The 25,428-nt window shown below is 39.3% G+C and carries 23 protein-coding genes; 12 read left to right on the top strand and 11 right to left on the bottom strand.

Annotated elements, in window-relative coordinates:
• Positions 1-2 precede the first annotated feature (2 nt).
• From QLG01_RS01770 to gap, 4 genes are all read right to left on the bottom strand, one after another.
• The gene (locus QLG01_RS01770) at positions 3-320 is read right to left on the bottom strand and encodes a hypothetical protein (RefSeq protein ID WP_013198498.1); all 318 of its coding nucleotides are present in this window, start codon (positions 318-320) and stop codon (positions 3-5) included.
• A gap of 119 nt (positions 321-439) precedes the next feature.
• A complete protein-coding gene (locus QLG01_RS01765) occupies positions 440-1,759 on the bottom strand; it encodes an adenylosuccinate synthase (protein ID WP_013198499.1) in 1,320 nt (439 codons plus the stop codon).
• Between the two features lie 63 nt (positions 1,760-1,822).
• Complete coding sequence (locus tag QLG01_RS01760) at positions 1,823-2,989, bottom strand: ATP phosphoribosyltransferase regulatory subunit (RefSeq protein WP_003652693.1); 1,167 nt, start codon at positions 2,987-2,989, stop codon at positions 1,823-1,825.
• Positions 2,990-3,300: 311 nt separating this feature from the next.
• A complete protein-coding gene (gap, locus tag QLG01_RS01755) occupies positions 3,301-4,320 on the bottom strand; it encodes a type I glyceraldehyde-3-phosphate dehydrogenase (protein ID WP_107882475.1) in 1,020 nt (339 codons plus the stop codon).
• Between the two features lie 270 nt (positions 4,321-4,590).
• On the opposite strand from gap, the gene alaS reads away from it, so the two are divergent.
• From alaS to csrA, 3 genes are all read left to right on the top strand, one after another.
• Positions 4,591-7,227 carry an alanine--tRNA ligase gene (gene alaS, locus QLG01_RS01750; RefSeq protein ID WP_151767732.1) on the top strand — a complete coding sequence of 879 codons (2,637 nt, stop codon included), beginning with the start codon at positions 4,591-4,593 and terminating at the stop codon, positions 7,225-7,227.
• Positions 7,228-7,292: 65 nt separating this feature from the next.
• Positions 7,293-8,573 (top strand): aspartate kinase, encoded by a 1,281-nt coding sequence (locus tag QLG01_RS01745; RefSeq protein ID WP_004793772.1) that lies wholly within the window; start codon positions 7,293-7,295, stop codon positions 8,571-8,573.
• A 245-nt stretch (positions 8,574-8,818) separates the two neighbouring features.
• Positions 8,819-9,073 (top strand): carbon storage regulator CsrA, encoded by a 255-nt coding sequence (csrA, locus tag QLG01_RS01740; RefSeq protein ID WP_004793773.1) that lies wholly within the window; start codon positions 8,819-8,821, stop codon positions 9,071-9,073.
• 67 nt (positions 9,074-9,140) lie between these two features.
• Here the strand turns inward: csrA and rnhB are convergent, their stop codons facing one another.
• Both rnhB and QLG01_RS01730 read right to left on the bottom strand, forming a co-directional pair.
• On the bottom strand, positions 9,141-9,707 hold the full coding sequence (gene rnhB, locus QLG01_RS01735; protein WP_282495698.1) for a ribonuclease HII: 567 nt from the start codon (positions 9,705-9,707) through the stop codon (positions 9,141-9,143).
• A 70-nt stretch (positions 9,708-9,777) separates the two neighbouring features.
• The gene (locus QLG01_RS01730) at positions 9,778-10,167 is read right to left on the bottom strand and encodes a hypothetical protein (protein WP_004793775.1); all 390 of its coding nucleotides are present in this window, start codon (positions 10,165-10,167) and stop codon (positions 9,778-9,780) included.
• A gap of 237 nt (positions 10,168-10,404) precedes the next feature.
• Between QLG01_RS01730 and QLG01_RS01725 the strand changes: the two genes are divergently transcribed.
• The gene (locus tag QLG01_RS01725; RefSeq protein WP_107882470.1) at positions 10,405-10,959 is read left to right on the top strand and encodes a cytochrome b; all 555 of its coding nucleotides are present in this window, start codon (positions 10,405-10,407) and stop codon (positions 10,957-10,959) included.
• A gap of 44 nt (positions 10,960-11,003) precedes the next feature.
• Here QLG01_RS01725 and QLG01_RS01720 read toward each other — a convergent pair whose 3' ends face one another.
• From QLG01_RS01720 to QLG01_RS01710, 3 genes are all read right to left on the bottom strand, one after another.
• Positions 11,004-12,002, bottom strand: a complete 999-nt coding sequence (locus QLG01_RS01720; protein ID WP_013198504.1) for an adenosine deaminase — start codon at positions 12,000-12,002, stop codon at positions 11,004-11,006.
• A gap of 116 nt (positions 12,003-12,118) precedes the next feature.
• Positions 12,119-13,438 carry an NCS2 family permease gene (locus QLG01_RS01715; RefSeq protein WP_005299287.1) on the bottom strand — a complete coding sequence of 440 codons (1,320 nt, stop codon included), beginning with the start codon at positions 13,436-13,438 and terminating at the stop codon, positions 12,119-12,121.
• 319 nt (positions 13,439-13,757) lie between these two features.
• Positions 13,758-13,985, bottom strand: a complete 228-nt coding sequence (locus tag QLG01_RS01710; RefSeq protein ID WP_013198505.1) for a hypothetical protein — start codon at positions 13,983-13,985, stop codon at positions 13,758-13,760.
• Between the two features lie 572 nt (positions 13,986-14,557).
• On the opposite strand from QLG01_RS01710, the gene QLG01_RS01705 reads away from it, so the two are divergent.
• Positions 14,558-15,280 carry a pirin family protein gene (locus QLG01_RS01705; protein WP_282495697.1) on the top strand — a complete coding sequence of 241 codons (723 nt, stop codon included), beginning with the start codon at positions 14,558-14,560 and terminating at the stop codon, positions 15,278-15,280.
• 76 nt (positions 15,281-15,356) lie between these two features.
• Here QLG01_RS01705 and QLG01_RS01700 read toward each other — a convergent pair whose 3' ends face one another.
• Positions 15,357-15,977 carry a TetR/AcrR family transcriptional regulator gene (locus tag QLG01_RS01700; RefSeq protein ID WP_199942452.1) on the bottom strand — a complete coding sequence of 207 codons (621 nt, stop codon included), beginning with the start codon at positions 15,975-15,977 and terminating at the stop codon, positions 15,357-15,359.
• Positions 15,978-16,500: 523 nt separating this feature from the next.
• Here QLG01_RS01700 and QLG01_RS01695 point away from each other — a divergent pair.
• The 4 genes from QLG01_RS01695 to QLG01_RS01680 all read left to right on the top strand — a co-directional run bounded on the left by QLG01_RS01695 (position 16,501) and on the right by QLG01_RS01680 (position 20,894).
• Complete coding sequence (locus QLG01_RS01695; protein WP_005299295.1) at positions 16,501-17,460, top strand: metal-dependent hydrolase; 960 nt, start codon at positions 16,501-16,503, stop codon at positions 17,458-17,460.
• Between the two features lie 65 nt (positions 17,461-17,525).
• Entirely contained in the window at positions 17,526-18,359 is an 834-nt protein-coding gene (locus tag QLG01_RS01690) for an SDR family NAD(P)-dependent oxidoreductase (RefSeq protein ID WP_005299298.1), read from the top strand.
• 22 nt (positions 18,360-18,381) lie between these two features.
• The gene (locus tag QLG01_RS01685; RefSeq protein WP_282495696.1) at positions 18,382-19,905 is read left to right on the top strand and encodes an NAD(P)/FAD-dependent oxidoreductase; all 1,524 of its coding nucleotides are present in this window, start codon (positions 18,382-18,384) and stop codon (positions 19,903-19,905) included.
• 113 nt (positions 19,906-20,018) lie between these two features.
• A complete protein-coding gene (locus tag QLG01_RS01680; RefSeq protein WP_282495695.1) occupies positions 20,019-20,894 on the top strand; it encodes a class I SAM-dependent methyltransferase in 876 nt (291 codons plus the stop codon).
• A gap of 11 nt (positions 20,895-20,905) precedes the next feature.
• Here the strand turns inward: QLG01_RS01680 and QLG01_RS01675 are convergent, their stop codons facing one another.
• Positions 20,906-21,919, bottom strand: coding sequence for an AraC family transcriptional regulator (locus QLG01_RS01675; protein WP_282495694.1), 1,014 nt, complete (start codon positions 21,917-21,919; stop codon positions 20,906-20,908).
• A gap of 135 nt (positions 21,920-22,054) precedes the next feature.
• Between QLG01_RS01675 and QLG01_RS01670 the strand changes: the two genes are divergently transcribed.
• The 3 genes from QLG01_RS01670 to QLG01_RS01660 all read left to right on the top strand — a co-directional run bounded on the left by QLG01_RS01670 (position 22,055) and on the right by QLG01_RS01660 (position 25,407).
• Positions 22,055-23,542, top strand: a complete 1,488-nt coding sequence (locus QLG01_RS01670) for an NAD(P)/FAD-dependent oxidoreductase (protein WP_282495693.1) — start codon at positions 22,055-22,057, stop codon at positions 23,540-23,542.
• 44 nt (positions 23,543-23,586) lie between these two features.
• A complete protein-coding gene (locus QLG01_RS01665; protein ID WP_013198516.1) occupies positions 23,587-24,441 on the top strand; it encodes an SDR family oxidoreductase in 855 nt (284 codons plus the stop codon).
• A gap of 72 nt (positions 24,442-24,513) precedes the next feature.
• On the top strand, positions 24,514-25,407 hold the full coding sequence (locus QLG01_RS01660) for an alpha/beta hydrolase (RefSeq protein ID WP_282495692.1): 894 nt from the start codon (positions 24,514-24,516) through the stop codon (positions 25,405-25,407).
• Positions 25,408-25,428: the final 21 nt, after the last annotated feature.

The following is a 25,428-nucleotide window of genomic DNA, read 5'->3' as shown; positions in this document are numbered from 1 at the left end:
GATCAAGCCGATAAAGTCATCAAATAAATCCAGAAAATTAGACATATTATATTTAAGCCAAGATAAACATAACTTAAAAACTTAACTTTCTCTTCAAGATTAGGACTTTCTCTTTTCCAGAGTAAATAACTATTTTGTATGAGCACCACAGGAATTAACACACATGCGAACAATACCGACAAACTCATAAACGCGGTCATGAAGAAATCTTCATGATATTCTTGACCATAAATAACTAACATCGCCAGTGTCGGTGAACCACCAATAGCGAATAAAAAAGAATAAAAAATTGTTTTCGAAATAGTTGGTTGTAGCTTCATCCTGAGCCCATCATTCCTTATCTATCTAACGTTTTAATCTGAATCGAATAAAACGAAAACTGCACTTTAGTCGGGTATAAAAAAGCCCCCTTTTAGGAGGCCTTTTTAATCTTTGCTAATTAAGCAGAGAATGGATGACGTAAAACAATTGTTTCTGCACGGTCTGGACCAGTTGAAACGATATCAATCGGACATTCGATTAATTGTTCAATACGCTTCACATAAGCTAAAGCATTTGCTGGTAATTGATCGATACTGGTTAAACCAACAGTCGATTCGCTCCAACCTGGCATAGTTTCATAAATTGGTTTCAAGCATTCAAAAGAAACCGCATCAGAAGAACCTACACAACCTGAGTCTGTATTTTCATAGCCCACACAGATTTTTACTTCTTCTAAACCATCTAGAACGTCTAGTTTAGTTAAGCAAATACCAGAAAGTGAGTTTACATCTACAGAACGGCGAAGGATTTCAGCATCAAACCAACCACAACGACGTTGACGACCAGTAGAAGCACCAAATTCATGACCAACTGTACCAAGGTGTTTACCCACTGGGTCACCAGCATCAGCAGCTGCATCGTAAACCAATTCAGTTGGGAATGGGCCAGCACCTACACGTGTTGTATAAGCTTTAGTAATACCTAATACATAATCAAGATGTAAAGGTCCCATACCTGAACCAGAGCTTACGCCACCAGCAGTTGTATTTGAACTTGTAACGTATGGATAAGTACCGTGGTCGATGTCTAAAAGTGAACCTTGAGCGCCTTCAAACATTACAGGCTTACCTTCTTTGCGGTAGTCATGTAACACTTTAGTCACGTCAATCACTAATGGAGCAAGCACTTCGCGCCATTCGTTGCAAAGAGCCAATACATCTTCAAATTTAACAGCTTCTACACCGTAGAACTGAGTTAACTGGAAGTTATGTAACTCAAGCATTTCAGACAGTTTTTCTTCTAATGCTGCGCCACCACGAACAAGGTCAGCAACACGCACTGCACGGCGAGCCACTTTATCTTCGTAAGCAGGACCAATACCACGACCTGTAGTACCGATTTTAGCATTACCACGTTTCTTCTCACGTGCCTGATCAAGTGCAATGTGGTTAGGCAAAATGAGTGGACAGTTTGGAGAAATACGTAGACGTTCTTTAACAGGAACACCTTCTGCTTCCAAAATTCCCATTTCTTCAATTAACGCGGCTGGTGAAAGTACTACACCATTACCAATTAAGCACAATACGTTTTCACGTAAAATGCCTGATGGAATGAGGTGCAATACAGTCTTTTTACCACCTACGACAAGAGTATGACCTGCGTTATGTCCGCCTTGATAACGTACTACCGCAGCCGCCTGATCTGTGAGCAGGTCGACGATTTTACCTTTACCTTCGTCGCCCCATTGGGTACCAAGTACCACAACATTTTTGCCCATAATAGCCTCATTACATCATGCTGTTAAAATTGGAAACCACCAGTAAAAACTTACCGTTGGCGTTTAAATCTTTTCAATATTCCATTGACCATTTTGCGCCACGAGTTGATGGGTCGCGTATGGAATAGAACTTAAATCATCATTACCTAACAATTGAACGACACGTAAACCTTGAGCGCGTGCATTCGAAATTGCTGAGAGTAAATCTTGTTCTGAGCCTTTTGGAGCAACAACAGTTTCTATTTCGGCGAACTGATTTGCACCTAAGGCATATAAATCGCAACTGAAGCCAGTAGCAGGACGTGCACGACCAAAGTGCTCACCAATACCATCGTAACGGCCACCCTGCGCTAACGGCGCAGCACGGTTTGGTGCATAGACCGCATACATTAAGCCAGTGTGATAGTGATAACTACGTAGCTCTACAACATCAATACCGATATTGAGATTTGGCCAACGACCTTTTATTTGCTCAAGCGTCGTCTTTAATGCATCTAATGCTGACTTAAATTCAGCATCTTGCAAAATATTGGCACTTAAATTCGTCTGCAATGCTTCTAAATCACTAGAATAACGACCAAGCGCATAGAAATCAGAACCCATGTTAAGGCTTTGAGTAAACTCTGCTAACTCTGGCAATGCTTTTCTTTGATAAAGATCAGACAGTTCATGTTCTTCATTTTTTGACAGGCCAGCATACTTCACTAGACTGCGGAACAAACCTACATGGCCTAAATCTAAATGCGCGCCTTGTAAGGTATAGATGTTCTCAATCAATCCCAGCATAACATCGACCATTTCGACATCAGCTTCGATACTATCGTGGCCATATAACTCTGCACCTAATTGCAAAGGTGCACGTGTAGCATTGAAATTTTGTGGTTTAGTATGTAATACAGTCCCTGAATAACAGTAACGTGCAACACCTTCAACTGGTCTTACATGTGCATCAATACGTGCAACTTGCGGCGTCATATCAGCACGAACACCGAGTAAACGGCCTGAGAGCTGATCAATAACCTTAAAAGTTACTAAATCCAAGTCTTGATTTGATTCTGATAATGAAGACAACGATTCGATGTATTCGATAAATGGTGTATATACCAATTGATAACCCCGCACCGCGAGGAAATCTAAAGCTTCACGGCGAAGTTTTTCAATGACTTGTGCCTGTTCCGGCAATACATCTGCTACCCCGTCAGGCAGCAACCATGTCTCTGAAATGGTCATATTTCAAGCCTAAAATCTGATCAACGTGGAACGACCCCACATAAAAAAATCGGGAACACACCCGATTTCTCTTAGTGTAGCATGATACTTTCTGCCATGCACCTGACAATTTGCATAAATCTTTCTTAATAAACTCTAAAGTCAAAAAGAAGATTTAAACAATTAATAATAATATTCAATATCTTACTCTGCTTCGTTTATATCATAGACAAAAGTTCTTCGACCAAAGAATGGGCCAATATCTGAACTATCGCCCTGTTTGCAATTAACCGACCTTGACTGTTGAATAGCTTTCTTAAGTTATTTTAAATTTAAAAAGAATCACACAAATCTAATAATCGATTTGCATAGCCCCATTCATTATCGTACCAAGCAAATACTTTAGCTTGATGCCCAACGACCATAGTCTGAGTTAAATCAACGATAAGTGAATAAGGTGAATGGTTAAAATCGCTTGAAACTAAAGGCTCATCAGTCACTGCCATAATTTCTGCATAGTCTGTTTGAGATGCTTTAATTAGCAATTCATTAATATGATGCACAGTAATTGGAGATTGCGCGATAAAAGTTAAATCAATTGCAGCTACATTAATAGTAGGTACCCGAATTGAATAACCATCTATACGGTCTTCCATTTTAGGCATAACACGTTTTAATGCACCGAGTGCACTAGACGTGGTCGGAATAATATTTTGCCCTGAAGCTCTAGCGCGGCGCAAATCACGATGTGCGTGATCGAGTACAGATTGGTCTGCCGTTACTGCATGAATTTCAGTCATAAGCGCTGTTTCAATACCAAAAGCATCATCAATGATTTTTACCAATGGAACCAAAGCCTGCGTAGTACATGAAACGCTTGATATGATCTGATCAGTCACTTTCACTTCATGATGGTTCACACCATAAACAATGGCTGCATCGACATGGTCAAAAGGTGCTGCCCCAATAATCACCCGCTTCGCCCCTGCTTGTAGATGACGCGTTGCATCAGCGTGAGAACGGAACAGTCCTGTACACTCAAGTACAACATCAATATCTAAACTAGACCATGGTAAAAGTTCAGGTTGTTCCTGCTTTAAAACCTCAACTTTTAGCGTTCGTTGATTTGACTGAATATTCAAAAAAACTTTTTCATTTTCAATGAATATTTCCACATTCCCATTGAAGCGGCCATGTGTGGAATCATATTTAAATAAATGCACTAATGTTTGCACATCTGCTATGTCGTTAATCGCCACGATTTCAAATTGAAATTGTTTTGAGCTCTCAAACCAAGCACGTAAAACATTACGTCCAATTCGGCCAAACCCATTAATGGCGATACGTTGCATGACCTATCCTTATCTACAAAACTACAGGCTAAAGAAGGCATATAGTAAAGCACGTCACGCCCAATTGAATATAGATTTTTAGCCAAATCACAGTTTTGTAAGATATTCCTTTTAAAATCGTTGGTTCGGTGGGGTTTTTCCGCTACAATTTAGCGTTTTTAAAAAATAAGCCCCGTATCACATGCTAAGGTTTTGCATAAAACAAACAGGCATTGATACATTTAGCCAAATTCGAAAATATGGAGTGACTTGGTTGTGAGTACTCGTTTAATGACATCTGCTGAAATTCGTGAAGCATTTTTGCGCTACTTTGAGACGCAAGGGCATACACGTGTCGCGTCGAGTTCTCTTGTTCCTGCCAACGACCCAACTTTATTATTTACAAATGCTGGGATGAACCAGTTTAAAGACTGCTTCTTAGGTCTTGAAAAACGTGACTATGTACGTGCAACTACATCACAAAAATGTGTACGTGCTGGTGGTAAACACAATGACTTAGACAACGTTGGTTACACTGCTCGTCACCATACATTCTTTGAAATGTTAGGTAATTTCTCATTTGGTGATTATTTCAAACGTGATGCACTTAAATTCGCTTGGGAATTTTTGACTAGCGATGAATGGTTAGCTCTCCCTAAAGATCGTTTATATGCGACCGTTTATCACACCGATGATGAAGCTTATGACATCTGGAATAAAGAAATTGGTTTAGCACCTGAACGTATTATCCGTATTGGTGATAATAAAGGCGAAAAATACGCATCTGATAACTTCTGGGCAATGGGTGACACCGGTCCATGTGGTCCATGTTCTGAAATTTTCTTTGACCATGGTGATCACATTTGGGGTGGTTTACCAGGCACACCTGAAGAAGATGGCGACCGTTTTATTGAAATCTGGAACAACGTTTTCATGCAGTTCAACCGTACTGCTGATGGCGTGCTTCACCCTCTCCCTGCTCCATCTGTTGATACAGGTATGGGCTTAGAGCGTATTTCTGCTGTATTGCAACATGTTAATTCAAACTACGACATTGACCTGTTCCAACATTTATTAAAAGCTGCTGCAAACATTATTGGTATTGAAGACGAAGGTCAGCCTTCTTTACGTGTTGTTGCAGACCATGCGCGTTCATGCTGCTTCTTAATTGCTGATGGTGTTAACCCAAGCAATGAAGGTCGCGGTTATGTACTACGCCGTATTATCCGCCGCGCTGTGCGTCACGGTAATAAGCTTGGTGCAACTGGTACATTCTTCTACAAAATGTTGCAACCTTTAATCGAAGTTATGGGTGAGGCTTATCCTGAGCTCGCAGCTCGTAAAGATGTGATTGAAGCAACTTTAGTTCGCGAAGAAGAACAGTTTGCTAAAACACTTGAGCAAGGTTTAAAACTACTTGAAGGTGAACTTGCTCAATTAAAAGACAAAACTATTCCGGGTGCGACAGTCTTCAAACTTTACGACACTTACGGCTTCCCAACAGACTTAACTGCTGATATTGCACGTGAACGTGACTTTATTATTGACGAAGCTGGTTTTGAAGTAGAAATGGCTGCTCAGCGTCAACGTGCTCGTGATGCTGGTAAATTCGCTATTGACTATAACAGCATTGTACAAGTTGAAGGCGAAACCCAGTTTGATGGTTACATCAACACCACTGGTCAAGGCCAAATTGTAGCGATCTATAAAGATGGCGTACAAGTTGATGAAGTTTCTGAAGGCGACGAAGCACTTATCGTTTTAAACCAGACTCCTTTCTATGCAGAAAGTGGTGGTCAGATTGGTGACACAGGTATCTTCAAAAACGAAACTGGTATTTTTGAAGTTCAAGATACTAAGAAATCAGGCGGTGCCTTTGTTCATCAAGGTATTGTGACCGTTGGTAACCTTAAAGCTGATCAAAACGTTGAAGCGATTGTTAAAGCAGATATTCGTGAAGCTACTGCGCGCAACCACTCGGCAACCCACCTATTACATGCTGCTCTACGTCAAATCTTAGGTTCACATGTACAACAAAAAGGTTCTTTAGTTGCAAGTGATATCTTACGTTTTGACTTTGCTAACGACCAACCTGTAACTTTTGAACAGTTACAACAGGTTGAGCGTTTAGTTAATGCAGAAATTATTGCAAATACAGCTGTAACCACTGAACTTCTTGACATAGAAGCGGCAAAAGCCAAAGGTGCCATGATGTTATTTGGTGAAAAATACGGTAACGAAGTTCGTGTTCTCGCTATGGGTTCAGTGATTGATGAGAAAAACTTCTCAATTGAACTTTGTGGTGGTATTCACGTTAAGCGTACAGGTGATATTGGTTTATTTAAAATCACTTCTGAAGGCGGTGTAGCTGCTGGTGTACGTCGTATTGAAGCAGTTACGGGTACTAAAGCTTTAGATGTAGTACAAAAAACTGATGCTGATATCCAGCACATTAATAGCTTATTAAAAGCACAGAAAGACCAAACTGTTGAGCGTGTACAGGCTAATGTAGAACTTGTTTCTGCATTACAAAAGCAGATTGAACAGCTCAATCAGAAATTGGCAAACTTCCAAGCGTCAGAATTGATTGATCAGGTACAAACGATTTCTGGTCGTCAAACGCTTATTACCACTGTTCAAGGTGTAGATGCGAAATCACTTCGCAACTTGCACGACAGTGTTAAATCAAAATTAGAGAATGCAGTTATTGTGTTAGCTGGCGTAGAGGGTGACAAAGTTAGCCTACTTGCTTCAGTTGCATCACAATACACTGCAAATCTAAAAGCAGGTGACATCATCAAGCATCTAGCAACCGAGTTAGGTGGTAAAGGTGGTGGTAAACCTGACTTAGCACAAGGTGGCGCGCCACTTAACGAGAAGTTTGGACAAGTTATTGCTGCATTACCTGCATGGCTTGAACAAAAATAAGACTTCACTTTTTGTGTAACTGACCCTGAAAAGCCTCTCAGGGTCATGGCTTATATGGAAAAACTATGGCATTAATCGTTCAAAAATATGGCGGTACTTCTATGGGTACCCCCGAGCGCATTTTAAATGTTGCTCGTCGTGTTAAGCGTTGGCATGATCACGGTCACAAGGTTGTTGTGGTCGTATCTGCAATGAGTGGTGAAACAAACCGCTTACTTGCTCTCGCTAAAGCCATTACCGAAACACCTGACCCACGCGAGTTAGACCAAATGGTTTCAACCGGTGAACAGGTGACGATTTCCATGTTAGCTATGGCACTTAATTCGATTGGTGTGGAAGCTAAATCCTATACCGGACGTCAAGTCGGTATTAAAACTGACAGTGCATTTACCAAGGCGCGTATTGAGTCTATTGATACAGATGTCATGACCAATGACCTAGATGCAGGCCGTGTTATTGTTGTTGCAGGTTTCCAGGGCTTTGACGCTAATGGAAATATCACAACACTAGGCCGCGGTGGTTCAGATACTTCTGGTGTTGCTCTTGCTGCTGCCCTAAAAGCAGATGAATGCCAAATTTACACTGATGTAGATGGCGTTTACACCACTGACCCGCGTGTTGCTCCTAAAGCTAAAAAAATCGACCGTATTTCTTTTGAAGAAATGCTAGAAATGGCTTCATTAGGTTCAAAAGTTTTACAAATTCGCTCAGTAGAATTTGCTGGGAAATATCAAGTTCCTTTACGTGTATTATCAAGTTTTGATAATGATAACGACGGCGCGTTTGACGAAGAATTTAAAGAAAATGTAGGTACACTCATTACGACTGAGGCGGAAGATACTATGGAACAGCCAATCATTGCAGGTATTGCTTTTAACCGTGACGAAGCAAAATTAACGATTTTAGGTGTACCTGATGAACCAGGTATCGCTTCTAAAATTTTATCACCAGTAAGTGATGCCAATATTGAAGTCGACATGATAGTGCAAAATGTTGAAGAAGATGGCACAACAGATTTCACTTTCACTGTAAACCGTGTTGATTTAGCGAAAGCTGAAAAAATCTTGAACGAAACTGCCAAAAATATTGGTGCACGTGAAGTTTCAACACGTGATGACATCGTTAAAGTGTCTATCGTAGGTGTTGGTATGCGTTCACATGCAGGCGTAGCGAGCAAGATGTTCACTGCCCTAGCTGACGAAGGCATCAACATTCTTATGATTTCAACTTCTGAAATTAAAGTTTCTGTCATTATTGACGAGAAATATCTTGAACTTGCTGTTCGTTGTCTACATACCGCTTTTGGTTTAGATCGTGAACATGGTGAAAGCAGCGCCCGCGCTTAATTTTACCAAACGGTCAATAATTCATTAAAAAATGTTTACTTGTCCGACAATAATCAAAGAAAACACAGAGCCGCTATAGTTTTTTTTATAGCGGCTCTGTTATATTAAACGGAAAGTTTTTTGGCAGTGATTATCAAAATATGACTTTGTTCTCATATTTCTGTTAGAATCTGACTGAAAACTGAGGTTGAGCTTTTATTTGGGTACCAATATTGCAGTTTTAAGCGTTTAGCAAGGAGATAAACATGCTGATTCTGACCCGCCGTGTCGGGGAAACATTAATGATTGGGGATCAAGTCAGTGTTACTGTGCTTGGCGTCAAAGGAAACCAGGTTCGTATTGGTGTGAATGCACCAAAAGAGGTTTCTGTTCATCGCGAAGAAATTTATCAACGTATTCAACATGAACGTGCAATGCATGAACACCTTCAACATCTTGATCAAGATTATCAAGTTTCTTTTGAAGATGATAATTATGCACAGAAAAACTTCAATCGTTAATATGAAGTTATTCTCTCCCTAATTAAAGCGACTTTCTAGTCGCTTTAAATTTTTTAGGACTTTGTATTTATAAGCCTAGAGCACGTTTAACAGGAGCATAGCTGCGGCGGTGCTGATCAATTACCCCATGCGCTGCAATCGCTTCAAAATGCGCTTTAGTTGGATATCCTTTATGTTTGGCAAAACCAAATAATGGATATTGCTGATCTAATTCTGCCATTTGTCGGTCACGTGTAACCTTTGCCAAAATACTCGCAGCACTGATCTCAGGATGACTCGCATCTCCCCCAACAATAGCTTCACAAGGAATAATGATTCCTTTTGGAATTTGATTCCCATCTATAATCACTTTTTGTGGTTGAGCTTTTAAACCATCAACTGCACGTTGCATGGCCAAAAAAGTCGCTTGTAAAATATTTAATTCATCAATTTCAGCGTGCGTTGCTTCTGCAATTGACCAAGCTAAGGCTTTTTCTTGTATTTCAATAAACAACTTTTCACGTTTCTTTTCAGTTAATTTTTTAGAATCATTTAATCCCTCAATTGGATTATTCGGATCTAAAATAACAGCCGCTGCCACAACGGAACCTACTAATGGGCCACGTCCCGCCTCATCTACACCAGCAATAAACATTTACTCTTCACCTTTAAACAAAAGAGGCTGATCAATAGTAATCAGCCTTCTTTAATACAAAAATCATTAATTACTTTTGTAAAGCTTCTGCCACACACTCATTTACAGTTTTTGAAACCACTTGGTTTACAATTGTAGCACGTGCATTTACATCAAATGCAGCCGCTGCCAATTCTACCGCCGTTACACTATTTGGTGCCTTTTCGCTCACACAACCACAAACATTAGTTTGAATGCTATCACGTTGCTCAGCAGTCATAAGCTTTGTTGCTGTTTTCCAAGCGGCAACATTATTAATCTCTGTAATACATTTCGCATTTACAGCAACTTTTAATGCAGCCACACCCAGCTGCTGAGTTGTTGTTTGTGCAGAAGTAGCGCCTGTACCCGTACCTGTAGTCGTTGCACACGCTGTTAAAGCTAAAACAACTGGCGCTAGAGCGAGCATCAATTTTTTCATCATTTTTTCCTTTGATTGAACGTTGGCAGCGCGTATTGTGCCTAAACTCGACTTTAGAAGAAACAAATAATTTGATGCATTTATGCAATCTTTTTTCCCCAGCAAAACTCAGCTCATCAAATGCATTTTTCCTTAAACGTTCTGTTTTTAGCACGCTCTGTTACATTTAAAACATTTCTCAAAATCAGTGCTTTCTCATAAAATTGAAAATCAAAACGACAAAAAAATAGGTTTTTTATGCCTGCTGTTTCATCTCAGTATTACACCCGTACCGCACAAATCCTGCATTGGGTGATGGCAATCATTTTCATCGCAGCATGGGCTATTGGTTTCTATAGTGGAAATTTTTTAAGTTATGATACGAGTACCATTAAAGGTGATGTCATTACGCTGCACAAAAATATTGCGACCACCATTATCTTTTTAGTGATTATCCGGATTTTATGGCGCTATACACATCCAGCTCCAAAATTACCTGACAGCATGTCTCCAATGATGAAAACTCTGGCTCACATTGGTCATCTATTACTTTATGTGATTTTGGTGGCTTTACCTATCACTGGATGTCTATTTAGCTGGAGTGCAGACCATCCGGCTCCAGTTTTATATTTATTTGATATTCCACGTTTAGTTCAAAAAAATGATGAGCTTTTAGCTATCGTTAAACCTTTACATATTTATATTTCTTGGTTTGCAGGCTTGCTGATTGTTGGGCATGTACTAGCAGCTTTAAAACATCACTTTGTTGATAAAGACAATATTTTAAATAGTATGACCAAACAACCTAAATAAAACGTATGTATAAAAAAACCGCCTGAGATAGGCGGTTTTTTTATTTAAATTTTTTGGATTTCTGCAATCCACTTTTGTTTTTCTTCATCTGAAATGAAAGAGGCTTCAAAAGAGTTAATTGCGAGTTGCTTCAACTCATCATTGTTTAAGTCTAAAGCTTGTTGGATAGCAAAGAAATTATCATTCATATATCCACCGAAATATGAAGGATCATCTGAGTTAACCGTTACGTGTACGCCTTTTTGCAATAGACGACGGATATTATGATCTTTCATATCCTTAACAACACATAGCTTTAAGTTACTTAAAGGACAAACAGTTAAAGGCATTTTTTCGTTAATTAAACGCGCCATTAATTGTTCGTCTTCTTCAGAACGTACACCATGATCAATACGGTTCACTTTAAGTAGATCTAAAGCTTCCCACACATATTCAGGTGGACCTTCTTCACCAGCGTGAGCAACGATCAAGAAACCCTCTTCACGAGCCTTAGCAAAAACACGTTCAAATTTAGCTGGCGGATGCCCTACTTCACTTGAATCGAGGCCGACTGCAATAATGTCTTGTTTAAATGGTAAAGCTTGTTCAAGTGTTTCAAATGCAGCTTCTTCACTTAAATGACGTAAGAAACACATAATCAGTTGAGAGCTGATACCAAACTTAGCTTTGGCATCTGCACACGCACGCTTTAAACCACCAATCACTGTTGAGAACGCAACACCACGGTCAGTGTGAGTTTGCGGGTCGAAGAACATTTCTGTATGAACAACATGATCTTCGGCACATTTCTCAAAATAAGCCCATGCTAAATCATAAAAGTCTTGTTCATGTACAAGAACATTCGCACCAGCATAGTAAATATCTAAGAATGATTGAAGATTATGAAAGTTATAAGCTTGCTTTACTTCTTCAACAGATTTGTAAGGAATCTGAATCTGATTGCGCTGGGCAATTGCAAACATTAATTCAGGTTCAAAAGTCCCTTCAATATGTACATGCAATTCGGCTTTTGGTAAGGCGCGAATCAGCTCGACTTGATTCATATTAACTCCACATCTAAAGAAAAAAGGGTGTGGTCAAAATCACACCCTTCTATAACTTTCTTCTTATTAGAAACTATGACTAAGATAGCTCAAGAAGAAAATTATAAAAAATCATATTAACCGCCAAACGCGATAAATTTAAATACCCAAAGCGCAGCAATAATCCATACCATATACGGTACAGTTTTTGCCTTACCCGTGAATAATTTAACTAATGCATAGCTAATAAAGCCCATTGCAATACCATCAGCAATTGAATAGGTAAATGGCATAAATACAATAGTTAAAAAGGCTGGAACAGCTTCAGTAATATCATCCCAATCAATATGAGTGATACCTTGAATCATCAACACACCAATAAACAATAAAGCTGGCGCTGTTGCAAAACCTGGTACAGATTGAGCAAGAGGTGCTAAAAATAAACAGCAGATAAATAAGACAGCAACCACAACAGCAGTTAAACCCGTACGTCCACCTGCTGCTACGCCTGATGCTGATTCAATATATGGCGTAGTTGAAGATGTACCTAATGCAGCACCAGCAACAATTGCAGTAGAGTCTGCGAATAATGCTTTCTTCAAACGAGGTAATTTACCGTCTTTTAAAAGACCGGCACGGTGTGAAACACCAACCAAAGTACCCGTACTGTCAAATAAATCGACAATAAAGAATACAAAGATGACGCCGACCATACTTGCTGTAAATAGACCTTTAAAGTCCATTTGCATGAACGTTGGTGCAATTGAAGGGATTTGACCCACTACACCTTTAAATTCGTTTAGACCTAAAGCAGTAGCAATGCCTGTAACGACTAAAATACTAATAATGATCGCACCGCGAATCTTCAACTGGTGTAAAACTACAATCATTAAAAATCCGAATAGTGCTAATAATACTGTCGGCTGTTTGATATCACCTAAACCAACCAATGTCGCTTGGTTATCAACAATAATTCCAGCATTTTTTAGAGCAATCAGTGCTAGGAATAAACCAATACCCCCACCGATTGCAAACTTAAGTGACATCGGAATCGCATTGACAATCGCTTCACGAATTTTAAAGAAGCTAATTGCAAGAAAAACAAGGCCTGAAACAAAAACAGCCGCTAAAGCTGTTTGCCATGGCACGCCCATCCCCATACAAACCGAGTAGGTAAAGTAAGCGTTTAAACCCATACCAGGGGCCAGTGCGATTGGATAATTTGCAATGATCCCCATTACTAAACATCCGATTGCTGCTGCCAAACAGGTCGCAACGAATACGGCACCATGATCCATGCCGGTTTCAGATAAAATGAGTGGATTGACAATAATGATGTAACACATCGTTAGGAATGTAGTTACACCAGCAAGAACTTCAGTTCGGAAAGTGGTTTTATTGTCGCTTAACTTAAATAAACGCTCTAACCAGCCTGCCGAAGAATTGGGCGCCGCCATAAGTAGCCTCTATGCAAAATCTGAACTGTGGAATATTTACTTCTATGTAGGTCGCTGAACAATATTGTTTTTCTGTTCAGCCCTATAAACAAGAATCTCAAACTTATGAAGCAACAAATATGCCACTCATTTGGTTTCTAGTTCGTACATAGGAAATAGCCACAGCCCTCTTGAAACACAAAAAAGCTGCATAACCCCTATGCAGCTTTTTTACTATACGTTAAATAAGTTTAACAGATTCAACAGAAACATGATCAAAATTTATGAAAAGATATGACCAATGACAAAGTAAAATTCAGAAATTTATCATTCAATATTTTTAGAAAATAATTCTTTTCTCACTTATATATCCTTGCAAATTATAAGAAGCCAAATTGCTGTGGTGAGCATGATTAGGATTGCGTTCGATACTTTGTAAATTTTGTTCTGCTTCTTGAATGATCCGCATTAGCTCTTGATGTCTTTTATTTTGAGTATCTAAATAGGCCCAATATCCCAATACAAAGACGATACCCACGCACAACACTATTAATACTTTATTGATCATTATTATTATCTCTATGTTTTTAATGTTAATGATCTTAACAAAAAATTATAGCTTTGTGAATATTTTCACATTTATTTACAATAACACACTCTCACTCAAACTATTGAAAAGAAAGGTGATTTTAATTTCACCATTACAATCATTGTTAAATACAAAACATTTCCATTGAAAAGTAACTTTATTTCCAAATAGTTTAGGTTTAATTATTTTTAATATTAGCTTTTTATTCATTCCCATTATTAAGTTCATTTAAATACACAGAGTAGACTAATGTGTATATAGCATGAAATATCTCTAAATTTTCTACCAATTAAATAGGATAAAAAGATTCATTTTTCTTTCAATTGTTCTATTTAAAAGTGTTTGGCGATCTCCCTATTTCTCGATTTTCATCTTTAGCTTTAAAAGTAAAATTTCAATTTTAACCAAACGAGCCCTTTTTCTTAGTCAAAAAATAATTTTCATTTAATCGTTCTAAAAATCGCACCAAGCTTTCCATTTTCAGTGCTTTATTACGATAAACGCTACGATAAACTACGCTCAGATAGAAAATTAAATCAGGAGAATACATCATGTTTGATATGCGTTTATCTCACGAGCGTGGTGCAGCACATCATGGTTGGTTACAATCAAAACATAGCTTTTCATTCGCTAACTATTGGGATCCTAAACAAGTTGGTTTTTCTGATCTACTTGTAATTAATGATGATAACGTTGCTCCATCTAAAGGCTTTGGTACTCACCCTCACCGCAATATGGAAATTATTTCCTATGTGCTTGAAGGTGCTTTAGAGCATAAAGACTCAATGGGTACAGGTTCTGTGATTGTGCCGGGTGACATTCAGCTCATGAGTGCAGGTCGTGGCGTTGCTCATAGTGAATTTAACCATTCAGCTCAAGAAGGCGTTCATTTTTTACAAATTTGGGTTGTTCCAAATGAAGTGAATACAGATCCGGGCTATCAACAAGTTCATATTGATGAAGCAGACAAACGCGGTAAATTGCATTTGATCATCTCACCAAAAGGTGGCGAGAAAACTTTATCGATCAAACAAGACACTAATATTTACTCAGGTCTTTTTGACGGTGAAGAAACTGCTGAATTTGTGATTCCTGAGGATCGATATGTTTACCTACACGTTGCCAAAGGTCGTGTTGATGTAAATGGTAAAACATTTAACACTGGCGATGCTGCACGTATTCGTGAAGGCGGAAGTTTATCGTTTACCAATGGTGATAACGCCGAAATTTTGATTTTCGATATGCGTCCTGAAGAAGTTCCAACCATGCCATAATGTAACTAAGCCCTCGCATAAAATTTATGCGAGGGCTTTTTTATTGTTGATCGGACTTATAAAATTCTAACTCAGCTCAATGTTCTTCTGAACGTGCCATCTCTGTATTGATATAGCTCATAATCATCGTGGTTAGCCCCTGCACCATTTCATCAAAACTAATATAAGGGTTTGGCAAAATAAGATGCCGTGCGACATTAAAAATTCCGCTATTGATACAAATGTAGGTAATTACAGGCAAATTATTGATTTTTAGGTATTTAGGATTGTGCATCATATATTTCATAATCACTTCCATTAAAGCCTGTTCAATTTTTGGGATGTATTTGTCGTACTGTAACTCCCCTGCATAACGCAAAACAGTCAAATAGCGGTCGTTATTTTTCTTTAATAAATCACTAAAAGTATAAAAAATCATTTCGATGACAGGCTCTAAATCCAACTGTAAAATCGTCGGTGTAAGCTCTGTAATCATGTCCAGAATTTCCCGAACAAAAAAGTGATTCATCGCATCATAAATTTCTTCTTTATTTTTAAAATATTCGTATAAAGACCCGACACTCACCCCTGCAATCTCTGCAATATGGCGTGTTGTAGTGCCACTTGGTCCGTGAAGTGCCACTGCAATAAAACCTGCTTCAATAATCGTGTCGACAGTGACTTTGGCTCGAGTTTGACGAGGTTTACGCGTAGTCATACGATCTAATCAATAATCCGAACATAAAGTCAGATTAGCATGTAATTTGACTCAGAAGAAATATAAAAACAAAATCCGAATAGTTGTCAAACTTAGTAAAAAGAAATGGGAAAAACATGACCCAAGCTATGAGTAAAACTGTATTTTTAAGTGACCGCCGCAATAGCTAAAATTTAAATTAATTTATTATTTTTCAATTATATAAAACCATTAAATCTAAATTTTTTATTGTAGAACGGGTCTATAAAATACTTTCATATTTTTAAAAATTTACCCGAATTGAATCCGAACATAAAGTCAGATTAATATGAAAAAATTAAAGAAGAGTCACTAAATAGTTTGTCTATCTTTCCTCTTCTTTCCGTTATTCAGCCAAATAATCAAACAAATAACGGAGCAACAACACCGTAGTCAATGCAGAGAATCATCTGCTTTTGAAAATGGAATTTTACAGTGCTTTGTTGATCATTGAGTTTATTGATTTTCATCAAAATGCACCACTACTTTGCCTCAGGGTGTCGCCATGATCTCGACCGCAGTTAAAAAATCATTCAACAAACTTAAATTTCAGCGTGAAATTGAGTTACCGGATTTTTCTAGCAAAAGCTCAATTCCAATCCGACATTTAAATATTGGTTTTGATGGAAAGGAAATTGATGTCAGATTTTATATGGACAATCAATTTGCTACTTTGTTTTTTGCCACACTTTCGGTGTTTTTAACCTATGGTGAAGATCTGGTTATTGAAACCGCTCGCCATCACCGCGAATTTATTAAAGACCCAGTTTTAAAGCAACGTGTTACCTCACTGATTGGACAAGAAGCAATTCATTCTAAATTGCATAATGAATATAACGATGCCCTTCAAGATGCTGAATATCCTGTTGCGCTATATCGTTTTCTTGGTTCGAACTTCTTTAAATATGTATTTTTGAAATTTCCACAACCACTAAAATTGTCAATGATGGCAGGTATTGAGCATTTTACTGCGGTACTTGCTGAATACATGATGAAGCATGAAAAGAATTTCTATTATTCAGATGATGCAAAAAGCCGTGCGTTGTGGATGTGGCATATGCTTGAAGAATCTGAACATAAAGACATTGCCTACGATGTTTATCAAATCTTAAATGGCAGCTATCCACTGCGCGCATCTGGTTTCTTCCTTGCGCTATTTACGATTTTAGGCTTAATCCCTGCGACAACGTTATTTGTTCCTGTGTTAAGAAAACCGCAAGAGATGCTGACCTTAAAATTCTGGAAAGATGCTCGTCGTGGTGTAGGCTTAATTTTTGGTCCAAAAGATGGTGTTTTTGGCAGTACGATTGGTCAAATTCTTGACTACTTACGTCCAGACTTTCATCCAAATGATCACGATACAACTGAATATCTTGAGTATTACAAACAAAAATTACTGAACGAAGGCGGTGCGATTGCACCTTACTTTGTTAAAGAATTTACCCCACCAGTACGCATGTCTTAATCGTCCTGTATTTCCAGCTATCGAAAAGATAGCTGGTATCTCTTCAAGCTATTTATGGATGAATCATGATTTTATTTGGCAAAAAGAAAGTTAAACCAAGCCAAAAAGCTTATGCCGTAGTGACGGGTGCAGGCAGTGGGATTGGTCGAAGTTTTGCACTTGAACTTGCAAAACGTGGTGGCAGCGTAGTGTGTGCAGATATTAATCTCGAAGCTGCTGAAGAAACAGTAAAACTTCTTGAACAAGAAGGCGCTAAAGCTTTTGCTATGCGTTGTGATGTGGGTAATGCTGAACAGGTTAATCATCTAGCTGAAACTGCTGAAATCTTACTTGGACACCCTGTAACTCTTGTTATTAATAATGCTGGTGTGGGTTTGGGTGGCAAGTTTGACGAGCTAAGCCTAGAAGACTGGAACTGGGTCATGAATATTAACCTTTGGGGTGTTATTCATGGTTGTCATGCATTTGTTCCAAAGTTTAAAAAGCTAGGTTACGGTGCAATTATTAATGTGGCATCTGCTGCATCTTACACTGCTGCACCAGAAATGACCGCTTATAACGTGACTAAAGCGGGTGTGCGTGCGCTTTCAGAAACGCTTTCAGCTGAACTGCATAAGTTTAATATTAAAGTGAATGTACTCTGCCCGACGCTGGTTCCAACCAATATCATTAAAAATGGTCGAATTCCAGGACGCTATTCAAAGCTAGCAGACCATGCGCTGATGAACTATGCCTTCACGACAAGTGATGATGTCGCAAGATTAACGCTTAATCGCCTTGATCAGGATGAGTTGTATACCATTCCTCAAATTGATGCGAAGTTATTCTGGCTCATGAAACGTGCATCTCCAAGCTTGTATAACAAGTTCCTTGGCACCTCGTACAAATTATTTAAATAAGAAATTTATAGGTAGTACACATATGACTGCTCAAATGAAAACAAATGCTTCAGCAAAAAAAGCTGTCAAATCACCAAACCATATTTTCGATACTTTTATTGTGGGTGCTGGTATTTCAGGGATCGCCGCTGCTATTCGCCTAGATCAAGTTGGTTATACCAATTATAAGATTATTGAAAAAGCTGGCCGTGTTGGTGGAACATGGCGTGAAAATACCTACCCGGGTTGTGGTTGTGATGTACCTTCTGCTCTTTACTCTTATTCATTTGCACCAAGTGCAAAATGGAGCCATCTATTTGCACGCCAACCAGAAATCTTAAGTTATCTGGAAGATGTGAGTAACGAGTTTAATGTTACGTCTAAAATCGAGTTTAATAGCGAACTGCTCAACGCAGCGTGGGATGACTCACGTCATGTGTGGGTGCTTGATACCAGTACTGGTCAATATTTGTCTAAAACCGTTATTTTTGCTACAGGTCCAATTACCGAAGCTCAAATTCCACGTCTTGAAGGCTTAGACACATTTAAAGGCGAGATGTTCCATTCAGCTAAATGGAACCATGATTATGATTTAACTGGTAAACGCATTGCCGTGATTGGTACTGGTGCATCTGCTATTCAGTTTGTGCCACAAATTCAACCAAAAGCGAAAGAGCTTTTTGTATTCCAGCGTACAGCACCTTGGGTATTACCAAAACCAGATACAGACTTGGGCGAGTTTAGTAAATCAGTCATTGCCAAATATCCGGCTATTCAGGCGAGCTGGCGTAAAAGTGTAGCGCTAACGCTGAATGCAATTAACTTTGGTTTACGTAACCCTCTTGCGCTCAAACCAGTCAATGTATTGGGTAAGCAATTACTTAAATTGCAAATTAATGACCCTGTACTACGTAAAAACGTAACGCCAAACTTTGACATTGGTTGTAAACGTATTTTATTCGCTAACAATTATTATCCAGCACTACAAGCACCAAACACGACCCTGATCCCTCATGGCTTAGTGAAGGTTGAAGGCAATACGGTGGTTGCTGCCAATGGTGAACGCCACGAAGTGGATGTGATTATTTGGGGTACAGGCTTTGAAGTATCTCATCCACCCATTGGTAAACGTGTCCACAATGAAAAAGGTCAATGTTTACAAGACATATGGAAAAGTAGTTCACCAGAGGCTTACTTGGGGACTAACATTGAAAATGTACCCAATGCATTTTTAGTTTTAGGGCCTAACGTACTGGTCTATGACTCTTTCATTGGTTTGGCAGAAGCGCAGCTCGACTATATCGTAGATGGCTTATTGAAAATTAAAAACAAAGGAATTAGCAAATTAAATGTTAAATCTGATGTGATTAAAAAGCATAATGATTTAGTGCAAAAGCACTTACAAACAACGGTATTTAATAGCGGCGGCTGTAAGAGTTACTACCTTGATGCCAACGGGCGTAACTTTGCTGCATGGCCTTGGTCATTGAAAAAACTTAAACAACGTTTGAAAAAAGTAGATTTGAAAGATTATGAAGTGACGTATCAAACGATGAAAACTCACTAATTTGTAATTTCGATCAAATCCGTTGTAAGAAAGAGGCAGTGTATTTTAGGTTTTCATGAAATACACTGCCTTCTTCGTTGAATATCTTCAAGAAATAAAAAAACAGGATAAAGATGAAAGAAGGTCAATCAAGTCGTACCGCCGAAGCTGCCGCTGCATTACGGGCCAATCATTTTAAAAATACAAAGAACCCTGTATTTTCAGACCCTTATGCTTTTGAACTAACCAGTAAAGGCTGGAAAAAACTGCTCTCTAGCCCACTTATTGTTAAAGTCATGAATTCTTCGATTTTAAACCGCACTTTAGGTCTACTTACTGGGCAAGTAGTCGGACGCTCTCGTTATGCCGAAGATTTACTTGATCAGGCAGTTCAACAAAATACTCAACAATATGTTTTAGTGGGTGCTGGCCTAGACTCTTTTGCACTACGTGAATCACACCATTACCCTACTTTGAAAATTTTTGAAGTCGATCACCCTGATACTCAAACTGCCAAACAGACTAAGCTAAAAAAGTTAGGAAATATTCCTACTACCGTTGAGTTTGTCGCGATTAACTTTGAAAAAGAGTCTATTTCGGAAGCCCTGACCAGAAGTGCCTATGATTCATCTGCTCCTGCATTTTTTTCTTGGTTAGGCACAACGCACTATTTAAACCCGCAAACCACCTTGGAAACTTTAAAAAGTATTGCAGAATTTGCTGCAAACGGTAGTGAAGTGGTACTCGACTATTCAACCGATTTTCAGGAATTAAATGGTATTGAGCGACTTGGAAGTATGGGCGTTGCACAGTTTACCCATTTGCTGAAAGAACCTTTATTAGGTCAATTTAAACCAATAGATTTACATCATGCAGTGGAGCAGATGGGATTTGAAGTGGTCGAAGATCTTTCAGGGGAAGCCATTACTGAACGATATTTTAATGCACGAATCGATGAAATTCGCCACACCTCAGCAACGCGGTTATTGCATTTACGTTTAAAGAAATAAAGATACCTTGGTTATTGGTTGTTAAGCCGCATGGCATGAGGTGTTTTCCCATGCCATCTTTTATAGGCATGAATAAAACTGGCAGGTTCTGCATAGCCTAACCACTCGGCAATCTGCTCAACCGAAGCTTTTGGTAATGCCAAATATTGCTCAGCTAAAACTTGTCTTACTTCTTCACGTATTTGAATAAAAGTCATTCCTTCAGATGCCAAGTGACGGCGTAAAGTACGAATATTTAAATGCAAACGTTCAGCTACGATTTCCATAGAAGGCATTTCACCTCGCACAGTCATCAATTGCTGTTGTACTAAATTAATAAATTTCTTTTGGGTTTGACGCTTATCTAAAATTTGTCGACATTGTTCTTCTGCCGTATATAGCACCAGCTCATTTGCCATTTGCAGCTTTTGATTAATTTTCTGTGCATCAAGCAGAACAAAACTTTTGCTAGAACCAAATTCAGGCATGACCCCAAATAATTTTTCATAAGCCTCTAAATGATCTGTAGGTTCAAAAGAAAAAGCCAAATATTGGCAAAAGTTATCTTGTACGAGGTCGCGTTGCACCGTAATAAGAGCGGCAGCATCGCGTTCAATAATAAATTGCCTAACCAAAGATGGAATTCCTTCCTCTTCAATATCGACACGTGTTCCTGCATCAGTATCTGAAACTAAAAAATGGGTAAACGCAAAAGTAAGTGAAAAATAAGTGAGAGCTAAATCAAGCGCTTCACGAATGCTGGCACTACTCATCAGCGCCATACCTAATGGCCCAAATGTTGTGAAATGATAGCGTGTACCTACTTCTAAGCCCAACACTGGTCGGTCTGGAAACTGTGCAACCAGATTATGAATGAGCTGTAATTCCTGTTGCCCTGACACCACCATATTCGGGTCAAGCAACTGCTGTTGACTCAATCCTGTTCCATCTAAAATGGTCTGATAAGAAGCTCCTGCTTCTACTGCAAAATCAGCCATGAGTCGGACACTATGTATGCTGCGTTCAAATGCCCAAGCGTACGTCACTGTACTTCCCAAAATGTCCTCGAATCACAATATTTTGTCCTCATCCATCCTCTAAATCAAGTTAATAAACGTCTATTCTGCATACAGGAAATTGCGATTCTTTCGCCCACTGTTTTTAAGGATTTAGAGCAGCCTATGTTTAATTCGTCGACTAATTCAAATAAAAATGTACGCATCGCCATTATTGGCACTGGCTTTGGTGGTCTAGGACTTGCCATTCGTCTCAAACAAGCAGGTTTTGAACAATTTACCCTATTTGAAAAAGCTGCCGATGTTGGTGGTGTTTGGCGTGACAATACGTATCCGGGCGCTGCCTGTGATGTGCCTTCTCATCTGTATTCCTTTTCTTTTGAGCAAGAACTTGGTTGGAAAAATCGCTACGGGACATCTCAAGAGATTTATCAATATTTACGCCACTGCGCCGATAAATATGACCTTCGCCCACATGTTCAATTTAATACTGAAATAGCCAGTGCTGAATTTGATGCTTTGCAAGGTGTATGGCACATTCAAAGTACTTCTGGTGAACAGTTCGAAGCTGAATTCTTAGTAGGCGCGGTAGGCCAACTCAACCGCCCTGCCTATCCAAAACTTAAAGGCATTGAAAACTTTAAAGGCAAGGCATTTCACTCAGCACGTTGGGATCATGATTATGACTTAACTGGCAAACGTGTTGCTGTGATTGGTACAGGTGCAAGCGCAATTCAGTTCGTACCTGAAATTGCAAAACAAGTAACACATCTAGACGTTTATCAACGCTCGGCACCGTATGTTATTCCTAAACCAGATCGGGTTTACCAACCCTTAGAGAAAAAAGCTTTCCGTAAACTGCCGATCTTGCAAAGTCTGGACCGTGCCTTGCAATATGGACACCATGAAATTCGTTTACTGGCCTTTACAACCTCACTCAATGAAATGCCTTTGGTGGAATATTTATTCCAGCGCCACATTCGTAAAGTCGTTAAAGATGGGAAATTACGCCACCGTTTAATGCCGGATTATCCAATTGGTTGTAAACGTATTTTAATCTCTAACCACTGGTATGAAACGCTGACTCAACCTCATGTCGATGTCATTAATACTGGCATTCAAGAAATTACTGAAAACGGTATTTTAGATACGGAAGGAAATCTGCGTGAAATCGATACCATTATTTATGGTACAGGCTTTGCCGCAACGGAGTTTATGGCACCAATGCAGATCACAGGTCTTGATGGTCGTACCTTAAAAGACACATGGAAAGATGGTGCAGAAGCTTATCTCGGTTTAACTGTGAGCGGCTTTCCAAACTTCTTTATGCTTTATGGTCCAAACACCAATCTTGGGCACAACTCAATTGTTTATATGATTGAAAGTCAGGTGAATTATATTTTAGATGCCATTCAAACAACCCTACAAAACAAACTTCTGTTCACCAATGTTCGTGCAGAAGTTCAACATGAGTTTAATCAAAGCATTCAAGAAAAAATGAAAAAAACTGTCTGGGCGCAAGGTTGTACGAGTTGGTATCAAACTGCTGATGGCAAGAATACCAATAACTGGCCGGGTTTTACTCTTGAATATCGTCAACGTACACGTTGCTTCGATGTTGAAAACTACACTCAGGTTTCGGCTATTTCTTAAACAAGCTTCACCATAGGAAATGAGAAAAAAAAACGGAGAATTTTATGAAGTCTTTTAAAAATAAAGTCGCAGCTGTGACAGGTGCTGGCTCTGGTATTGGACAAGCAATTGCTATAGCACTCGCAAAACAAGGTTGCCATCTGGCACTTTCCGATATTAGTGAAGCTGGATTAGCTAAAACAGTCGAGCTGTTAACGCCTTATTCAGTCAAAGTAACTACACAAAAAGTCGATGTGGCTAAGCGTGATGAAGTTGCAACTTGGGCAAAGGCAGTTGTAGATGAACATGGCCAAGTTAACCTGATTTTTAATAATGCTGGTGTCGCAATAGGTAGTACGGCTGAAGGTGTGAGCTATGAAGATCTTGAATGGCTGATTGGTATTAATTTTTGGGGCGTGGTCTATGGTACCAAAGAGTTTTTACCTTACTTAAAACAAAGTGGTGACGGGCATATTATTAATATTTCCAGTATGTTTGGCTTAACAGCTCAACCAACTCAAAGTGCTTATAACGCTAGTAAATTTGCCGTTCGTGGCTTCACTGAATCCCTACGCCAAGAACTCGATCTACAAAATGCTGGAGTGAGTGCGACCTGTGTGCATCCGGGTGGTATCCGTACCAATATTGCCAAAGCTGCGCGTATGAATAATAGCGTCCAGTCTTTAGGAATGGATCCTTTAAAAAGTCAGGATGCTTTCGATAAATTACTTCGCACCCCTGCGGATGAGGCAGCTCAACAAATTTTAGAAGCTGTTCGTAAAGACCGGCGCCGCTTACTCATTGGAGCCGATGCGAAAGCCGTTGATGTGATTCAACGTATTCTTCCGCAGGGTTACCAAAAGATTTTTGCAACTGCGACTGCCTTGCAAACTCGCCTACTCAACAAATCAGCAAAATAAAAATAGTGGTCAGCATACTCTTCATTTTAAGAGATGCTGACTGACATTAAATGCTTATTATGAGTCCTTATTATGAAGCAGCTTCTTGCATGGACTATTCGTACCACGCTACGTCCAGCTTTATCCCCTAAAACACCACTAAAGCTACAACGTTTTTGTAGTGATGCAGCCAGTGCAATTGTGCTTGGGCCACGTGGCTATAAAACAAAAAAGCAAACAATTGCTCAAGTACCGACAGTTCATATTCAGCCCAAAACAACTCAATCAGGGCTTGGTATCTTGTATTTACATGGCGGTGGCTATGTGGTGGGTAGCTCAAAAAGTCACACTAAGCTTGCTGCTCAAATTGGACATGCAGCTCAAGCAAAAGTCTGGTTACCTGAATATCGCCTAGCCCCAGAGCACACAAACCCTGCTGCTATTGAAGATATCATTGCAGTTTATAAAGCTTTACTTGCTCAAGGACAAGACCCGAAAAAACTCGTGATTGCGGGTGACTCAGCTGGTGGCGGACTGAGTTTAAGTACTGCAATTGCAATACGAAATGCAGGGTTACCGTTACCAGGGGCATTAGTTTTACTTTCACCTTGGGTTGACTTAAGCCTCTCTGGAAGCACGATGAAAACTCATGCTGCTCAAGATGCGATGCTCTCTGAAAACTGGTTAGCTTGGTGTGCAAAAAACTATTGCGGACAAAAATCGGCAACCGATCCAACCTGTTCCCCACTCTATTCAGACTTAACTGGAATACCGCCTATTTTGATTCATGTAGGTACAGAAGAAGTCTTATTAGACGATGCAAAACGCCTTGCTAAACAAACCGAAAAGTATGGTATTCCGACGAACTTGAAGGTTTATGACCGAGTCGGGCATGTTTTTCAGTTCCACGCGGGTATACTAAAAGAATCTAATGACTCGATTGAGCGCATTGGGCAATTCATTGATAAACATACACAGTCAATATAAAAATATCGCCAGAGAGGAGCC

The organism is Acinetobacter sp. V89_4 (assembly GCF_029967875.1).
Lineage (GTDB): Bacteria > Pseudomonadota > Gammaproteobacteria > Pseudomonadales > Moraxellaceae > Acinetobacter > Acinetobacter oleivorans.
The sequence above is the reverse complement of the archived record's forward strand: the minus strand, read 5'-3'. Positions and strand labels throughout refer to the sequence as shown.

Excerpts from the sequence above, each read along its gene's own strand:
- QLG01_RS01770 (WP_013198498.1), bottom strand. The coding sequence starts at position 320 with ATGAAGCTACAACCAACTATTTCGAAAACAATTTTTTATTCTTTTTTA.
- QLG01_RS01685 (WP_282495696.1), top strand. The coding sequence starts at position 18,382 with ATGACTGCTCAAATGAAAACAAATGCTTCAGCAAAAAAAGCTGTCAAA.
- gap (WP_107882475.1), bottom strand. The coding sequence starts at position 4,320 with ATGCAACGTATCGCCATTAATGGGTTTGGCCGAATTGGACGTAATGTT.
- QLG01_RS01700 (WP_199942452.1), bottom strand. The coding sequence starts at position 15,977 with ATGACTACGCGTAAACCTCGTCAAACTCGAGCCAAAGTCACTGTCGAC.
- rnhB (WP_282495698.1), bottom strand. The coding sequence starts at position 9,707 with ATGTTTATTGCTGGTGTAGATGAGGCGGGACGTGGCCCATTAGTAGGT.
- QLG01_RS01720 (WP_013198504.1), bottom strand. The coding sequence starts at position 12,002 with ATGAATCAAGTCGAGCTGATTCGCGCCTTACCAAAAGCCGAATTGCAT.
- alaS (WP_151767732.1), top strand. The coding sequence starts at position 4,591 with ATGACATCTGCTGAAATTCGTGAAGCATTTTTGCGCTACTTTGAGACG.
- QLG01_RS01715 (WP_005299287.1), bottom strand. The coding sequence starts at position 13,438 with ATGGCGGCGCCCAATTCTTCGGCAGGCTGGTTAGAGCGTTTATTTAAG.
- QLG01_RS01705 (WP_282495697.1), top strand. The coding sequence starts at position 14,558 with ATGTTTGATATGCGTTTATCTCACGAGCGTGGTGCAGCACATCATGGT.
- QLG01_RS01760 (WP_003652693.1), bottom strand. The coding sequence starts at position 2,989 with ATGACCATTTCAGAGACATGGTTGCTGCCTGACGGGGTAGCAGATGTA.
- QLG01_RS01665 (WP_013198516.1), top strand. The coding sequence starts at position 23,587 with ATGAAGTCTTTTAAAAATAAAGTCGCAGCTGTGACAGGTGCTGGCTCT.
- QLG01_RS01730 (WP_004793775.1), bottom strand. The coding sequence starts at position 10,167 with ATGAAAAAATTGATGCTCGCTCTAGCGCCAGTTGTTTTAGCTTTAACA.
- QLG01_RS01745 (WP_004793772.1), top strand. The coding sequence starts at position 7,293 with ATGGCATTAATCGTTCAAAAATATGGCGGTACTTCTATGGGTACCCCC.
- QLG01_RS01660 (WP_282495692.1), top strand. The coding sequence starts at position 24,514 with ATGAAGCAGCTTCTTGCATGGACTATTCGTACCACGCTACGTCCAGCT.
- QLG01_RS01670 (WP_282495693.1), top strand. The coding sequence starts at position 22,055 with ATGTTTAATTCGTCGACTAATTCAAATAAAAATGTACGCATCGCCATT.
- QLG01_RS01765 (WP_013198499.1), bottom strand. The coding sequence starts at position 1,759 with ATGGGCAAAAATGTTGTGGTACTTGGTACCCAATGGGGCGACGAAGGT.
- QLG01_RS01690 (WP_005299298.1), top strand. The coding sequence starts at position 17,526 with ATGATTTTATTTGGCAAAAAGAAAGTTAAACCAAGCCAAAAAGCTTAT.
- QLG01_RS01710 (WP_013198505.1), bottom strand. The coding sequence starts at position 13,985 with ATGATCAATAAAGTATTAATAGTGTTGTGCGTGGGTATCGTCTTTGTA.
- csrA (WP_004793773.1), top strand. The coding sequence starts at position 8,819 with ATGCTGATTCTGACCCGCCGTGTCGGGGAAACATTAATGATTGGGGAT.
- QLG01_RS01695 (WP_005299295.1), top strand. The coding sequence starts at position 16,501 with ATGATCTCGACCGCAGTTAAAAAATCATTCAACAAACTTAAATTTCAG.
- QLG01_RS01725 (WP_107882470.1), top strand. The coding sequence starts at position 10,405 with ATGCCTGCTGTTTCATCTCAGTATTACACCCGTACCGCACAAATCCTG.
- QLG01_RS01680 (WP_282495695.1), top strand. The coding sequence starts at position 20,019 with ATGAAAGAAGGTCAATCAAGTCGTACCGCCGAAGCTGCCGCTGCATTA.